14 protein-coding genes are annotated in these 15,276 nt (G+C 69.8%); 4 read left to right on the forward strand and 10 right to left on the reverse strand.

What is annotated here, in order from left to right; translation table 11 throughout:
- Positions 1-5: 5 nt before the first annotated feature.
- From leuB to uvrC, 6 genes are all read right to left on the reverse strand, one after another.
- Positions 6-1,049, reverse strand: a complete 1,044-nt coding sequence (gene leuB, locus F9288_RS17580) for a 3-isopropylmalate dehydrogenase (RefSeq protein WP_174837982.1) — start codon at positions 1,047-1,049, stop codon at positions 6-8.
- A gap of 45 nt (positions 1,050-1,094) precedes the next feature.
- Positions 1,095-1,826: a DNA repair protein RecO gene (gene recO, locus F9288_RS17585; protein ID WP_174837983.1), complete on the reverse strand. Its 732-nt coding sequence runs from the start codon at positions 1,824-1,826 to the stop codon at positions 1,095-1,097.
- 33 nt (positions 1,827-1,859) lie between these two features.
- The gene (locus F9288_RS17590) at positions 1,860-2,738 is read right to left on the reverse strand and encodes a GNAT family N-acetyltransferase (RefSeq protein WP_254620932.1); all 879 of its coding nucleotides are present in this window, start codon (positions 2,736-2,738) and stop codon (positions 1,860-1,862) included.
- On the reverse strand, positions 2,735-3,682 hold the full coding sequence (locus F9288_RS17595) for a polysaccharide deacetylase family protein (protein ID WP_174837985.1): 948 nt from the start codon (positions 3,680-3,682) through the stop codon (positions 2,735-2,737). Before F9288_RS17595 ends, F9288_RS17590 begins: the two co-directional genes overlap by 4 nt.
- 76 nt (positions 3,683-3,758) lie before the next feature.
- Positions 3,759-6,554, reverse strand: coding sequence for a DUF3857 domain-containing protein (locus F9288_RS17600; protein WP_174837986.1), 2,796 nt, complete (start codon positions 6,552-6,554; stop codon positions 3,759-3,761).
- Between the two features lie 62 nt (positions 6,555-6,616).
- Positions 6,617-8,539, reverse strand: coding sequence for an excinuclease ABC subunit UvrC (uvrC, locus tag F9288_RS17605; RefSeq protein WP_174837987.1), 1,923 nt, complete (start codon positions 8,537-8,539; stop codon positions 6,617-6,619).
- 75 nt (positions 8,540-8,614) lie between these two features.
- Here uvrC and F9288_RS17610 point away from each other — a divergent pair, with 75 nt between their 5' ends.
- Positions 8,615-9,391 (forward strand): class I SAM-dependent methyltransferase, encoded by a 777-nt coding sequence (locus F9288_RS17610; protein ID WP_174837988.1) that lies wholly within the window; start codon positions 8,615-8,617, stop codon positions 9,389-9,391.
- On the opposite strand, the gene F9288_RS17615 is transcribed toward F9288_RS17610, so the two are convergent.
- The 4 genes from F9288_RS17615 to F9288_RS17630 are packed head-to-tail and all read right to left on the reverse strand — an operon-like array spanning position 9,392 to position 13,306.
- Complete coding sequence (locus F9288_RS17615) at positions 9,392-10,072, reverse strand: M24 family metallopeptidase (RefSeq protein ID WP_254620933.1); 681 nt, start codon at positions 10,070-10,072, stop codon at positions 9,392-9,394.
- On the reverse strand, positions 10,069-10,938 hold the full coding sequence (nudC, locus tag F9288_RS17620) for an NAD(+) diphosphatase (protein ID WP_174837990.1): 870 nt from the start codon (positions 10,936-10,938) through the stop codon (positions 10,069-10,071). Before nudC ends, F9288_RS17615 begins: the two co-directional genes overlap by 4 nt.
- Positions 10,935-12,284, reverse strand: coding sequence for a serine hydrolase (locus F9288_RS17625; RefSeq protein ID WP_174837991.1), 1,350 nt, complete (start codon positions 12,282-12,284; stop codon positions 10,935-10,937). Before F9288_RS17625 ends, nudC begins: the two co-directional genes overlap by 4 nt.
- The gene (locus F9288_RS17630) at positions 12,275-13,306 is read right to left on the reverse strand and encodes an A/G-specific adenine glycosylase (RefSeq protein ID WP_254620934.1); all 1,032 of its coding nucleotides are present in this window, start codon (positions 13,304-13,306) and stop codon (positions 12,275-12,277) included. Before F9288_RS17630 ends, F9288_RS17625 begins: the two co-directional genes overlap by 10 nt.
- Before the next feature lie 26 nt (positions 13,307-13,332).
- On the opposite strand from F9288_RS17630, the gene F9288_RS17635 reads away from it, so the two are divergent.
- Genes F9288_RS17635 through F9288_RS17645 form a run of 3 tightly spaced genes read left to right on the forward strand, consistent with a single transcriptional unit; the run spans position 13,333 to position 15,268 of the window.
- A complete protein-coding gene (locus F9288_RS17635; RefSeq protein ID WP_254620935.1) occupies positions 13,333-13,842 on the forward strand; it encodes a DUF721 domain-containing protein in 510 nt (169 codons plus the stop codon).
- Complete coding sequence (locus tag F9288_RS17640) at positions 13,839-14,510, forward strand: thioredoxin domain-containing protein (protein WP_174837994.1); 672 nt, start codon at positions 13,839-13,841, stop codon at positions 14,508-14,510. Before F9288_RS17635 ends, F9288_RS17640 begins: the two co-directional genes overlap by 4 nt.
- 23 nt (positions 14,511-14,533) lie before the next feature.
- Positions 14,534-15,268, forward strand: a complete 735-nt coding sequence (locus F9288_RS17645) for a thioredoxin domain-containing protein (RefSeq protein ID WP_174837995.1) — start codon at positions 14,534-14,536, stop codon at positions 15,266-15,268.
- Positions 15,269-15,276 lie beyond the last annotated feature (8 nt).

The raw sequence follows: 15,276 nt of genomic DNA on the forward strand, positions 1-15,276 counted from the left end.
CGGGGTCAGAGCGCCGCCAGCACCGCCTCGCCCATCTCGCGCGTCGAGCAGGCACCGCCGAGATCGCCCGTCCGCTTGCCCGAGGCGAGCGCCGCCGCCACCGCCGCCTCGACGCGATCGGCCGCGTCCGCCTGCCCGAGCGAGTGGCGCAGCATCATCGCGGCTGAGAGGATCGCGGCGCACGGATTCGCCTTCCCCTGCCCGGCGATATCGGGCGCGGAGCCGTGGATCGGCTCATACAATCCCTTGCCCGCCGCATCGAGCGAGGCCGACGGCAGCAGCCCGATCGAACCGACGCACATGCTCGCCTGATCGGACAGGATATCCCCGAACAGATTGCCGGTCACGATCACGTCGAACTGCCCCGGCGAACGCACGAGTTGCATGGCGGCATTGTCGACATACATATGGGTCAGCTCGACATCGGCATAGTCCGCCGCCGTCTCGATCACCACGTCGCGCCAGAGCTGCGAGGTTTCCAGCACATTGGCCTTGTCTACCGAGCACAATTTGCCGCGCCGCCGCCGCGCCGCCTCGAAACCGGCGACGGCGATGCGGCGCACCTCCGCCTCGTCATAGCTCATCACGTCATAGCCCTGGCGCAGGCCGGCGGGGGTGGTGCGCATCCCCTTCTCGCCGAAATAGACATCACCGTTCAGTTCGCGGACGATCAGCAGGTCGATCGCGCGCGCCACTTCGGGGCGAAGCGCGGAGGCGTCCTCCAGCCCGGCGAACAATTTCGCAGGACGAAGGTTGGCGAACAGGGTGAGTTCCTTGCGCAGCCCGAGGATCGCCTGCTCCGGGCGCAAATGTCGCTCCAGCGAGTCGCAGGCCGGATCGCCGACCGCGCCGAACAGGATCGCATCCGCGCGCCGCGCCACGTCGAGCGTCTCCGGCGGCAGCGGGTGCCCGGTCGTGTGATAGGCCGCGCCGCCGACCAGCGCCTCCTCGAACGACAGGTCCAGCCCGAGCGCCTCCAGCACGCGCCGCGCCTCGGTGGTTACTTCGGGGCCGATGCCGTCGCCGGCGAGGATCGCGATCGTTGCCATGAGAGTCCCTTTCGTTCGGGCAGCGCTCTTACGGCGTAATCGGGGTCACGCAACCGCCCTTTTCAGCCGGTCGAGCAGCCGCGCGCGGGCAACCAGCGGCTCGGCGCGGCGGTCGGTCAGCACATCGCGGGCGAGGAAATGGCCGGTGAGATCGAGCGCGGCGAGCACATCGTCCCACCCCGCCTCGCCGCCTTCGCGCATGAAGGAGGGCAGCGCGAACAGCCGCGATTCATATCCCGCCGCCGCCGCGCGACTCACCGCCGCGCCGCTTTTCGGGCTGACGAAGGCGAGATCGTCCGCCCCGCCCGTCGCCACGCAGCGATCGAGATCAAGGCCGAAGCCGAGTTCGGCGAGCAGCAGCAATTCGTAGCGCGCGATGCTCCCCGCCCAGCCGCGCGCGGCCGGCGCGGCCTCGATCGCGTCGAGCACCCCGGCCAGCGCGGCGTGGAGGCGCGGAAAGGGCTGCGCCTCGGGCAAGGCGACGGCGGTGAGCGCGGCTAGCCACTCGATCGCGGCGGCGGGCAGCGGCGCGGCGAACAGGGCTGCGCGGCTGTGGAGCAACTCGACCGTCAGCACGGGTAGCTGCTCGTCGCTGCGCGCGCGCCACTCGCCCCGGATCAGGTTCGCCGGCTGGAGGATCGGCCCGATGCGGCGCGAGCGGCCGCCGCGCACATAACCCGCCCGCACCCCGTCCGCCGGGGTCAGCGCGCGCGCCACCGCGCCATGTTCGCCATGCGCGCGAACCGCGAGGACGATGGCATCGGCGATCAGGTGCATGACGGCGAATGTAGGCGGGCGCGGCGGCGCGCGCTATCGCCGTATGCGTCGGGCGAGGCCAGCCAGCGCGGGCGTCCGCGCGGCGCGTGAGGCGACCCGCATCGCCGCGTCGAACCCGCCGACCGCCGCCACCGCCGCGCGGTTGGCGAGCGTCGGACGGAGCAGCAGCAGGTCGCGGCAGGCCACGCCACCGCTCGCCAGCGCGCGCTTGTGCTGTCCCTCACCCTCGGTGAAGTCGAAGCGGTGGAAGCGATCGTCGAACAAGCCCATCAGCGCCTCGCCCAGAAGCACGCTCCCCGGCGACAGCGCATTGTGCGCCGGATCGTGGCCGACGTGCTCATAGCGCAGGGTATCGCCATCCGCGCCGCACCACAGATAGGCGATCGGCCGGTCGTGGAGGAACATCAGCCACGCGCGCACCTCGTCCCGCGCCGCCGCCTCCGTGCCGTGCGCGGGATCGTCCGGCAGCCCCGCGCCCATCAACCGCTCCTGATAGGTGGTGGCGGAAACGGCGCGGGCGAGCGGATGGAACACCGCCAGCTCCGCCGGCGTGCGATAGCGGCGCACGTCGAGCCGTCCACCGTTCGCCGCCGCCAGCTTCCGCGCCTTGCGCTTCAGCGTCGCGCGCGCCTGCCCCGAAAGCCCGGCGCGCCACGCATCCGCGCCTGCCGCGAGATCGACATGATAGCGGACGTAGCGCTGGCGGACGAAGGAGATGCCCGGCCATTGGAGCGCGACTGACTCCGGCAGCGAGGTAACGAGGAAGCCGTCCGCCCGCCCGTCGAGCGGCGGCAGTGCGGGCGCCGCGCCGGCCAGCGCCTGATCGAGCGACAACGCCACGCGGACGAGCCGGCGCGGTATCTCGCCGAGAGTGCGCGCGCCGATCTGGAACCTGAGCGCGCTGGCGCTCACACCGCGCGTTCCTCGACGATGTTCGACCATGCCTGCTCCACCTGCCGAAGGCGACGGCGGCTATAGTGCGGCGGCAGCGGCAGGTCGTCGCGGTCGAGCGGCAGCGTCGGGCGATCGATGAAATGCGCGGTCGGTGCCTCGGCGCGGCGCGCGTCGAGCAGCGCGCACAATTGCGCGAAGCGGCGCGTGTGGATCATGTTCGGGCGCGTCCCGCCACGCACCGCCAGCTCGAAGCTGTGACCGACGATGGTGGTCGCGACATGGCCGGCGGCGATCGCATGATCGAGCGCGGCGGCCTGTTCACGAATAGACAGCGCACAGACCTGGAACGGGCGGCGCTGATCCGGTTGATCCTCGATCACCGTCACCGGCACCTCGACCACGCCGTGCCGCGCGACCGGCGCGATCCGCGCCGGCGACAGGCCGATCGCGCTGGGCCACGGGTGTTCAGCGCCGTTGTGACTGCTGTCGTAGGCGAAACCGAGCGACGCCAGCGTGAGGAGCGTATCGTCGTTCGCGGCGTAACTGCCGCCGCGGAAGGCGATCGGCAACGGCGCGCCGGCTTCGGCCAGCAATTCCATGCCGCAGACGATCAGGTCGCGCTGCACGTTGCGCGGAAAGGCGCTCAGCTCGAACGCATCGTGCAGCCCGCGATCCTCCAGCGAAGCGCCGCGCCAATTGGGGTGGAGATGAAGCTGCACCTCCTGCCCCGCCGCCAGCACCGCCGAGACGACCGCGCGAAGCTGCGCGATGCCATAGACCAGCGCGGGCATCGGATCGACGAAGAAGGTCGCCTTCAGCCGATGCCGCGCGAGCAGATCGAGCTGATGCGCGATTCCCACCCCCGCCGGCTCGAGCGACCGCGCGACCACCTCCTCCGGCGGCAGGCCGGCGGCATGGTGCCTCCAGCTCAGCTCGGTGTCGATCGTCAGAAAAACGTGCATCCCGCCAAAGGTATATGATGCGGGGATGAACAAACCGGAAAGGCCGGACGGCCCGGAATCCAATGAATTGCGACGATCAGGGCACGATCCCGTAGCGGCTGTAGTCCCGATCGATCCGTGGCGACAGGAGTCGCGCCGCCGCGAGATCGGCCTCGCCTTCCTTCGTCTTTCCGGCCCGCCGACGGACCACCCCGCGCATGTAGAGGCTGGCCGCCAGATCGGGATCAATCGCCAGCGCCGCGTCAAGATCGGCGAGCGCGTCATCCAGCCGCCCCATGCGGAAATAGACCATCGCCCGGCTGTCCAGAGCCTGCGACGCGCCGTCGGCCAACTCGATCGCGCGGGTGCAGTCCTTGAGCGCGCTGTCCATCCCGACATTGCCGACGCCCTTCAGCCAGCACCGGCTGTTGAGCAGATCGGCATCGCCCGGTTTCAGCGCGATCGCGCTGTCCATCGTCTCGATCGCGCCGTCCTTGTCGCCAAGGCGCATCTGGAGATCAGCCTTCACCGCCATATAGGCGGCGCGGTTCTTGCCGCCCTGATCGATCCGCTCCTGCACCAGATCGAACGCCGCATCCTTCTCGCCATGCTCGGCGCGGGCGTCGGCGAGCCGCATGAGCGCATTGTCGTCCGACGGATCGAGCCTGTTCGCCTCCACCGCGTCGGCCAGCGCCTTGTCGTCGTTGCCTAGGCCCGCATAGAGGCTGGCGCGCTTCAGATAGGTCTGGGCGTCCGGCTCGAGCGCCAACGCCTTGTCGAGATCGGCAATCGCCGCCTTTCGGTCGTAGATTTTCTCAAGGAACCAGGCGCGGTTGAGGTAGCCCTCCCGCTCGTCCGGCCGCGCCGCGATATCGCGTGCGTAGATCGCGAGGATCGGCTCCAGCCGCCGCTCGCGCCGCGCGGCGGCGATCTCTTCCCACGAACTGGGGTAGTCCGCAGGCGCCACCGCGCGCGGCAGGTTCGCCTTGGCCGCGCTCAGCCGCCGCTTCTCGGCCGGGATATCGGCGGCGGCGATCTCCGCACCAGTGTTGATCGCCGCGTCATTGACGGTGATCCACTCGCCGTCCTGACTGACGGAGCGATCGATCGCGTTGCCGCCCAGCGTCGCCTTGTCCGCCTTCGTCCCGTCGATGACGAAACCCGCCGCCCCGCGCGGCAACCGCAGTCGCGCGCGGATGGCGATATAGGATGGCCCGTCGGTCCTGACCGGAATGTCCTTCCACGCGGTGCGTGCGCGATCCGGGCTGAAATCGATCGCCCCCACCACGCGATCGAGCGAGAGCCGCCAGCGTTCGTTCTCGCGCTCCCAGTTCGGGTAGGCCAGTCCGGTAATCGCGACGCGCGCGGTGCCGGCGGCATCGTCGAAGGAGATGTCCTGCGACACGACCTTCACATTCTTGTCGTATGAGCCGATCAGGGAACGCGCGAGCTTGTCGATATCGTCCTTGCTGCCCTGCGCCCTGGCCAACCGCGTCATCTCCGCCAGAGCGCCCTTCAGCGTCACCGTCGCGTCGAACGGCGCGGGCAGGCCGATGCCGGCGCTCTGGTCGTAATTCATGGCGACCGCGATATCTGGGCGAGCAGGCGCGCGCAGGTCGATCCGCATCGGCTCGGCGCCGCCCGCCCGCACCGGCAGGACATAGCCAAGCCCCGGCGTGTCATGGATATCGGCCAGCCGCGCGCCGGCGCCGGTCCCGTCGAGCCACAACGTCTCGCCGTTCACCGTCGCGCGGACGAACACATGGTCGAACGCCGCCGCGCCGGGCAACCGCGTCGGCACCATGTCGCCAAGCTTGGAATTGGCGAGCACCGGCTCCGCCTCGATCCCCAGCTCGTGGAGCAGGACGAGCAGCAACAGCGTCTTCGCCTTGCAGTCGCCGTAGCGCCCCTCCCAAGTCTTGGCCGGCGACTGGGGCACGTAATTGCCGGTGTCCATGCCCATGAGCAAATAGCGGATCTTCTCCTGCACCAGTTGCAGCGCGAGCGCGGCGCGCTTGAGCGGATCGCTCTCGGCCGCCTTGATCCGCGCGACCTCCGCCGCGAGCGGGCTGCCGGGCGCGATCAGCCCCTCCGTCGCGTAGAGCGGCGCCATCACCTTCGACACCGCCGCCCAGTCGGCGAAGCTGCTCGCCTCGATGATCGGCAGCTTGGCGAAACGGGCCGGCGCGTCGGTCGGCATGTCCGGCTGCTTGGGCAGCGGGAGGGTCACGTCGAGCGTATCGTAGCCGTTCTCCACCACCGGCCGCGCTGACAGCCCGTCGACATAGGATTTCCACCGCACGTCGCTTTTCGCCGGCCACGACAGGCGGACGCGTGCGAACCCCACCCGCGTCGGGGCGAACATCAGGGGCGCGAACGCCTGCATGTCGCCCTTCAGCGTCGGATCGCGGCGCGTGACGGAGAAGGCGAGATGCAGCACGTCGCCGACGCGCAGGCCCTCGACCGGCATGGTCGCGGTCAGCCGGCCATCGAGGATGCGCTGCTCCATGCCCTGCTCGCGGCGCAGCACGGTCAACGGATTGCCGCCCTTGATGAGGTCGATGTGCTCGGCGCCGCGGATGATCTCGGCGCGGTGGACGATCAGGTCGCCCTGCGACGGCTGCCATTGAAGCTGGATCGTGCCGATGCTGCCCAGTGCCTCGGTCGAGGCGGCGCGGGCGGCGGATTCGACATAGGACCAGACGCGCCCGTCCTCCAGCCGCTGCTGGTTGTCGAACAGCAGCAACACCGGCGCGTCGCCGGTCAGCTTCGCGGCGTCGACGGCAGGCGCCGGCTTCACCCATGCCGGCGCCGGCTGATACAACGGCTTTTCCCCCGCCTGTGCCATCGCGCTGGTGACAAGCAAGGCAACGAACAACGGCAAGCGCCGCATATATCCACTATCCCCCGGTTCTTACGCGCGGATGCTAGGCGGCGGGGCGGCCCGCCCGCAACTCATTTCGCGTGGTAGAAATCGTACACCTGCCGCGCCACCGCCGCCGACACGCCGGGCGCTTTCTGGAGATCGGCGAGGCTGGCGTCGCGCACCGCGCGCGCGGTGCCGAAGTGCATCAGCAGCGCTTTCTTGCGCGCCGGGCCGATGCCGGGCACCTCGTCGAGCGGGCTGGCCCCGATCGCTTTCGCGCGCTTCTCGCGATGCGCGCCGATCGCGAAGCGATGCACCTCGTCGCGCAGCCGCTGGAGATAGAACAGCACCGGCGCATTCACCGGCAGCGTGAATTCACGCCCGTCCATCAGGTGGAACACTTCGCGCCCCTCGCGGCCGTGGTGCGGCCCCTTGGCGATGCCGACCACGCAGATATCCTCGATACCGAGATCCTCCAGCACCGCTTTCGCCGCGTTGAGCTGCCCGCGCCCGCCGTCGAGCAGCACCAGATCGGGCCAGCTATCCGAATCGCGATCCGGGTCCTCCTCCAGCGCGCGGGCGAAGCGGCGCGTCAGCACCTCGCGCATCATCGCGAAATCGTCGCCGGGGACGGTATCCTTGTTGCGGATGTTGAACTTGCGATACTGGCCCTTGCGGAACCCCTCCGGCCCCGCGACGACCATCGCGCCGAGCGCGTTCGTCCCCTGGATGTGGCTGTTGTCGTAGATCTCGATCCGCTGCGGCGGCTCGGCCAGCCCGAACAGCTCGGCGACCTCGCGGTTGAGCTTCGCCTGCGTCGTGCTTTCGGCCAGCCGGCGCTCCAGCGCCTCCTCCGCGTTGCGGCGCGCCTGCTCCATCAGCCGGCGCCGCGTGCCGCGCTGCGGCACCTCGATCGCCACCTTGCGGCCGGCGGAGCCGGTCAGCGCCTCCGCGAGCAAGGGCGCTTCGGGCAGCGCGCGATCGACCAGCACGCAGCGCGCCGGCGGCACCTCCTCATAGAATTGCATCAGGAATTGCTGGAGCACCTCATCCTCCGGCACATCGGCGGTGTGCGCGGGGAAGAAACTGCGGTGACCCCAATTCTGCCCGCCGCGGATGAAGAACGCCTGGATGCCGATCACCCCCTCGTGCCGGGCGAGCGCGAAGATGTCCGCGTCCCCCACCCCCTCGGCGTTGATGAACTGGCTGCCCTGGATGAAGGTGAGCGCCTTCAGCCGGTCGCGCAGCACAGCGGCCAGCTCGAAGTCCATCGCCTCCGCCGCCGCCGTCATCTGCGCGCCGAGCTTGGCCTGCACGTCGGTCGCCTTGCCGGAGAGGAATTTCTTCGCGTCTCCCACCAGCTCGGCATAGCCCGCCGCGTCGATCCGCCCGACGCACGGCGCCGAGCAACGCCTGATCTGGTAGAGCAGGCACGGCCGGTCGCGCGTCTTGAAGAAGCCGTCGGTGCAGCTTCTGAGCAGGAACAGCTTCTGGAGCGCGTTCAACGTGTTGTTGACGCTGCCGGCGCTGGCGAACGGCCCGTAGTAATCACCCTTCGCGCGCCGCGCGCCGCGATGCTTCTGGATGCGCGGGAATTCATGGTCGGCGCGCAGCAGGATGAACGGGAAGGACTTATCGTCGCGCAGCAGCACGTTGTAGGCGGGACGGTAGCGCTTGATGAGCTGCGCTTCCAGCAGCAGCGCCTCCGCCTCGTTGTTGGTCGTGACGATCGTCATCGATCGCGTCAGCGCGACCATGCGCTGGAGCCGGCGCGGCAGCCGCTCGACCTGCGTGTAATTGGTCACGCGGTTCTTCAACGCGCGCGCCTTGCCGACATAGAGCACGTCGCCGCGCGCGTCGTGCATCCGATAGACGCCGGGCTTCAGCGGCAGCGTCTGCACCACGTTGCGGATCGCCGCGACGCCGCCCGTCAGATCGGGCGCGTCGGCGCCGCGCACGGCGTAGGTCGCCTTTTCCTCGTTGAAGCGATCGGGGGGGCCGTAACCAGACATCCGGTTGAATCTAGGGGCGCTCGCCGACGGCAGCAATGTGGTAGAGCAACCTCATACACATGGGAGGATGACCCGATGCGATTCGCAGCCATCACCGCTACCGCTCTATTGCTCGCCGTGCCGGTGGCCGCGCAGCAGCAGCCGATGCACGACATGAAGAACATGGGCGCGGGCGAACATGCGATCCACATGGCGCTCGCCGATCCGGCACGGCCGGAGGCGGACAAGGCGCGCGACGCCGCGCGTCACCCGGCCGAGCTGCTCACCTTCATGGGCGTGAAGCGGGGCGACAAGGTGGCCGATTTCATCATGGGCGGCGGTTACTGGACGCGCATCCTGGCCCCGCTCGTCGGCGCCAGCGGCAAGGTCTATGCCTATCAGCCCGGCGAGTCCGTCGCGCGCAACCCGGATGCCGCCGCGAAGCAGGATGCGGTGGTGAAGCCCTATGCCAATGCCGTCGCCGTCCGCGATCCGCTGACCAGCTTTGCCTTCCCCGAGAAGCTCGACGCGATCATCACGGTGGAGAACTGGCACGACCTGCACCTCGCCCGCGATCCGGCGGGCACGGGCGCGGCGGTCGCCAGGCGGCTCTACGATTCGCTGAAGCCGGGCGGCGTGCTGCTGGTGGTCGATCATGCCGGGCCGGCGGGCGAGGCGCCGTTCGCCTCCGCCGACACGCTCCATCGCGGCGACGCCGACGCGACGAAGAAGGAGATCGAGGCGGCCGGGTTCAGGCTCGCCGCGACCAGCCCGATCTACGCCAATCCGGCCGATCCGCACACCAACAAGGTGTTCGATCCCGCGATCCGGGGAAAGACCGATCAGTTCACGTTCAAGTTCGTGAAGCCCTGATCAGCCGTCGAGCATCAGGCGTTCGTAGAAGCCGCCGAACGCCCCGGCCGGGTCGACCAGATGGATTTCGAGGATCCAGAAGCGCTCCTCGCCATTCGCATCTGGGTCACGCAACCGGTCGGGGTTTTCGGGGCTGATGTGGTTGGCCTGCTTCGGCCCCGGCAGGCGGGCGTGGGGAAACTCCGCGACGATATGTCCCGCGATCTTCCCGCCGAAGCGCCAGCCCGCCGTCTCCGCCGATTCGCAGGCGAAGGCGTAGAGCGCATCGCCGGTGATGTCGCGATCGCGGAGGAAGCGTTCGCGCACCCGATCGAACTGTACCGCCAGCTCGCGGCATAACGCTTGCTTGCGCGCGTCCGGACCGAGCGCATAGCTGCGCCCGACATCGGCCTCCCACTCGCCCAGCACCGGGCCGAGATCGAGGAAGACGATGTCGTCCGGCGCGATCATGCGCACCGGCGGATTGTCCGACGCGGTGGCGAGCGTGTTCGCGCCGGCACGAACGATCCGCTTGTGCCAATGCTTCTCCACGCCGAACTCGCGCCCGGCGAGGGCGTAGATATCCTTCTCCACCTCGCGCTCGGTGCGACCGGGGGCGATCAAGCCGAGCGCCTCGATCCGGTCGAGCAGCGCCAGCGCGCGCTGTTCCGCCGCGACCAGCGCCGCGCGGCGGCCGGTCATCCCGCCCATTCGGTCAACAGGGTATGGGCGATCGCAAAGCGCGGCGGCGCCCCGAACGGCGCGGAGGGGTCGCCGGCCAGCGCCGCGTGCACCTCGTCGCGGGTGAACCAGCCGGCGGTTTCCAATTCGTTGGTGTCGATCGTCAGCGCGTCGCCATCCGCCACGCCGATACAGGCGACCATCAGCTGCGACGGGAACGGCCACGGCTGGCTCGCGACATAGCGCACCGCGCCGACCTTCACCCCCGCTTCCTCGTCGATCTCGCGGCGCACCGCTTCCTCCAGCGATTCGCCCGGCTCGACGAACCCGGCCAGCGCCGAATAGCGCCCGGCGGGCCAGCTCGGCTGGCGGCCGAGCAGCGCGCGCCCGTCATGCTCGGCGATCATGATGACGACCGGATCGACGCGCGGGAAATGCTCGGTGTCGCACGCCCCGCACTTGCGCCCCCAGCCCGCACGGAACATCGCGGTCGGCGCGCCGCAATTGGCGCAGAAGCGATGCCGGGCATGCCAGTCGAGCACCGAGCGCGCGGCGGCGAAGGTCGCGGCCTCGCCCTCGCGCAACTGATCGAGCATCCCGAACAGATTGGGCGAGCGGAACCCCGGCGCCGCCCCCTGCGACGGCTCGAAGGCGGCGAAGCGCGGGCGGCCCTGATCCAGCCCGAGGAACACGAATTCCGCCTCGTCCGACGCCTCGGTCAGCATCGTCCAGCCGAGCTGGCCGTCGTCGGTCACCTCCGGCTCCCACGCATGGAGCTTGAGCAGGCGCGCCTGCCAGTTGCCCATCGCGGCGGCGAGCGCCTCCTCGTCATGGCGCAACAGATCGGAGCGATCGAGCGTGCCGCCGGTGAAGCCGGGCGCGATCATCGGCGGAACCTCGCGACATCCTTCACCAACGCGGCGACGACTTCCTGCCGCAGCGGCCATTTCTCGGACGGGAAATATTGCACCATCACCGTGCCGCGCACCTTCTTCGCCGGATCGACCCAGGCGATCGTGCCGGCCGCGCCGCCCCAGCCATAGGTGCCCTTCGACGGCAAATCGCCCGGCCCGTCCTCCAGATAGACCGAGCCGCCCGCGCCGAACCCCATCCTGGCGGACATGTCGCCGCCCGTGCCGTCACCCAGCCCGGCGAAGGTGACGCCCGGCGGCATCAGGTTCGACATCGCGAGCGCCGCCGTCTCCGGCTTCATCACCCGCACCCCGTCGAGCGTGCCGCCGTCCTGCAACATGTGGAGGAAACGGTCATAATCGCGCGCCGACGACACCAGCCCCGCGCCGCCATAAGGGAAGCTCGGCGGCTGGAGCCAGGCGGAGGTCGCGCCCGGATCGACCGGCACGCGCTTGTCGCCGACGAACATGTAATTGGTCGACAGCCGCCCCGCGTCTCCGGCCGGGACGGTCCAGAAAGTCGAGGTCATCTTCAGCGGGTCGAGCAGCTTCACCTGCACGAAGCGGTCGAACGGCATCCCGCTGGCCTTCTCGATCACCGCCCCCATCACGTCGAGGCCGATCGAATAGCTCCATTTCGTCCCCGGCTGGGCGATCAGCGGCGCCTCGGCGACGCGGTTGGCGAACTCGGCCAGCGTGGCGGGGCGGGCCTTGCGCGCCTGCACCTCCATCTGCGCGTTGACCGCGCCGGGCAGGATGCCGAGCCGCTCATATTCCTTGAGCAACGGTCCCTTGGCGATGATGTTGTAGCTGAGACCGGCGGTGTGGGTCAGCAGCTCGCGGATCGTGATCGGGTTCTTCGCCGGCACGCTGTCCAGCGAGGTGTCCGGGCTGGTCAGCACGCGCATCTTCGCGAAGGCGGGGAAATATTTGGAGAGCGGGTCGTCGAGGCCGATCTTGCCTTCCTCGACGAGGATCATCGCCGCCATGCCGGTGATCGGCTTGGTCATCGAATAGACGCGCCACAGGCTGTCCGGCCCCGCCTGCGCGGCATCGGCGTCGTCGCTGATCCTGCCGGCGGAGACGAACAGGGTCGGGCGGTCGCCGAAGCCGAACGCGCCGACCACGCCCGGCATCTTGCCGTCCGCGACATAGCCGTCGAACAGCGCCTGCATGTTGGGCAGCAGCGAGTTCGCCCGCGCGGCGACCGTGGGCAGCGTCGGAACCGGCGCGGGCGCGGGCTGCGCCTGCCGCGCGAGACTCGCCCCCGCCGCGATCGTCGCCAGCGCCCCGCCGATGCCGGCCAGATGGATCAACCGCATAGCTCTCCCCTTATCGCCCGCGCGGCCTTGGCGAAGACGGTCGGCAGGCCCGCCGAATCGATCCTAGCCACCGGCCAATATTCTCCCGATGCGGGCCGTGTGTGCGCGTCCGCGTCGGCCACGGCAAGCGCCAGTTCGAGCGCGAAGTGCGTGAAAACATGGGATACGGCGATGTTCAGCATCCGCCATCCCGCCGCGACGGGCGCGTCCTCCAGGCCGGGCCGATCCTCCGCCCAAGGCCCGGTCGGCAGCGCGCGCATCCCGCCGAGCAGCCCGCGCGCCGGGCGGCGGACGAGCAGCACCTCGCCGCCGCGCTCCAGCCAGAAGATCGTGCCGTAGCGTTGCGGCCGCGCCTTCTTCGCCGGCTTGACCGGATAGCTTTCCTGCACGCCCTCCCTCCGCGCCGCGCAGCCCGCCGTCAGCGGGCAGAGCATGCAGCGCGGATTGCGCGGAGTGCAGACGGTCGCGCCGAGGTCCATCATCGCCTGCGCGAAATCGCCGGCGCGCTCATCGGGCGTGATCGTTTCCGCCGCGGCGCGGACGGCAGGCTTGCCGGCGGCTATGAACAGCCGCGCGACCACCCGCTCGACATTGGCGTCCACCACCACCGCGCGCCGCCCGAAGGCGATCGCCGCGACCGCCGCCGCCGTATAGTCGCCAAGGCCGGGAAGCGTGCGCAGCGCCGCCTCCGTATCGGGCAGCCGGCCACCGTGCTCGTCCGCCACCGCGCGCGCCGCCTTCACCAGATTGCGCGCGCGGGCATAATAGCCGAGGCCGGCCCAGGCCGCCATCACCTCCGCCTCGTCGGCGGCGGCGAGGCTGGCGATATCGGGCCAGCGCGCCACCCATGAGGTGAAGCGCGGGCCGACCGTGGCGACGGTGGTCTGCTGGAGCATCACCTCCGACAGCCAGACGCGATACGGGTCCGCCCGCTGGCCGGGACGCGCCCGCCACGGCAGGTCGCGCCGATGCGCGTCATACCATCGGAGCAGATCGGCGGCGATCGAATGCTTGGCGTCCACGCCCCGGCTATGGCATGAGCCGCCGAATGAGCAAGCGCCCGCGCGCCCCGTCCCCCGAACCCGTGCGCCAGAACCGGGCGCGCCAGGTCGCCGAGTTGCTGCCGGCGGTGGGCGGCGCGGCATTCCGCAAGTTCGGCTTCGTCCAGTCCGCCGTGGTGACGCGCTGGCCGGAGATCGTCGGCGAGAAACTGGCGCGCGCCAGCACCCCCGACTCGATCCGCTTCCCGCAGGGCAAGAAGCAGGACGGCGTGCTCACCCTCACCGTGCGCGGCGCCCATGCCGCGATGATGAGCCATATCACGCCGGAGATCATCGAGCGGGTGAACCGCTTCTTCGGCTATGCCGCCGTCGCGCGCGTCACCATCCGGCAGGGCGACGTCGCGCCGCGCGCCGTCCCCCGCCCGCGCGCCGAGCCGCGCCCCGTGCCGGTCGAGCTGGGCAACAGCCTGCGCGCGATCGGCGATCCCGAACTCAAGGCGGTGCTGGAGGCGCTCGCCGTCGGCGTCGCGACACCGAGGTTGCCGACCGTCCGATGACGAAACGCCTGCTCCCGATCCTCGCGCTCGCCTTCGCCGCCCCGCTCGTCGCGGCGCCCCGGTTGTGGACCAGCGTCGCCGCGCCCGCCGCGCAGGGCAGCTATGTCATCGGCAACCCCGCCGCGAGGGTGAAGCTGGTCGAATATGCCAGCTACACCTGCCCGCATTGCGGCCATTTCGCGCGCGATTCGGCCGCAGTGCTGAAGGGGAAGATGATCGCCTCCGGATCGCTGAGCCTGGAGATCCGCAGCTCGATCCACGATCGCTACGATCTGGTCGCGGCGATGCTGGCGCATTGTTCCGGCGCGGCGGTGTTCCCGAAGCTGCACGAGGCACTGTTCGCGCGACAGGAGCAATGGCTGCAACGCGCGATCGACTATGACGCCGCCAACAACGAGCGGCTCGGCCTCTACAGCGCGGCGGCGCAATATCGCGCGATGGCGGAAGGCGCCGGGCTGGACGCGATCGCGCGCGACGCCGGCATGACGCAGGCCGCGATCGACCAGTGCCTCGCCGATCCCAAGGTGGCGGAAACCGTGATCCAGCGCGCCGAGGCGATCGGCGGGAAGATTCGCGGCACCCCCGCGTTCGAGATCAACGGCAAGTTGATCGAAGGCGTCGACTGGGCGAAGCTGGAGCCGATGCTGCGCGCCGCCGGGGCAAAATGATCCTCTTTCGGAGTAAACCACCAATGACGCTTCGTTTCGCCGTTTCCGTCGCCGCGATCGCGCTGCTTTCCGCCTGCGGGAGCAAGGGCGGCGATTCCTCCGCCCCCGCCGCGCCGGTCGCCGCCGTCGCCGCGCCCGCCGGGCAGGACTGGACGCAGGTCATCTCGAAGACGCCGGACGGCGGCTATGTGATGGGCAACCCCAATGCCGCGATCAAGCTGGTCGAATATGGCTCGCGCACCTGCCCCACCTGCGGCGCGTTCGGGCAGACGGGGATGAAGCCGCTGGAGGAGAAATACGTCAAGTCCGGCAAGGTCTCGTATGAATTCCGCGACTTCCTCGTCCACGCGCCGGACCTTGGCGTCGCCGCGCTGGGCGAGTGCGTCGGCGAGGCGCCGTTCTTCCCGATCCTCGAGCAGATGTACATGGAGCAGCCCGCCTTCCTCGATAAGCTGGAGAAGGTGCCGGCGGACTTCCAGCAGAAGCTCCAGGCGATGACCCCGGCGCAGCAGGCGACCGCGTGGGTCGAGTTCCTCGGCTATATCGACTTCGTCAAGCAGCGCGGCGTCACCGAGCAGCAGGCCCGCGCCTGCCTCGCCGACGGCAAGAAGCTGGAGGCGATCGCCAAGATCACCGAGGCGGGGATGCAGCAGCACAACATCACCGGCACGCCGACCTTCATCCTCAACGGAAAGATGCTGGAAGGCGCGGTGACGTGGCCGCAGATCGAGGCCGCGCTGAAGAACGCCGGGGCCTGACGGCGGCG

The organism is Sphingomonas sp. CL5.1, assembly GCF_013344685.1.
GTDB lineage: Bacteria > Pseudomonadota > Alphaproteobacteria > Sphingomonadales > Sphingomonadaceae > Sphingomonas.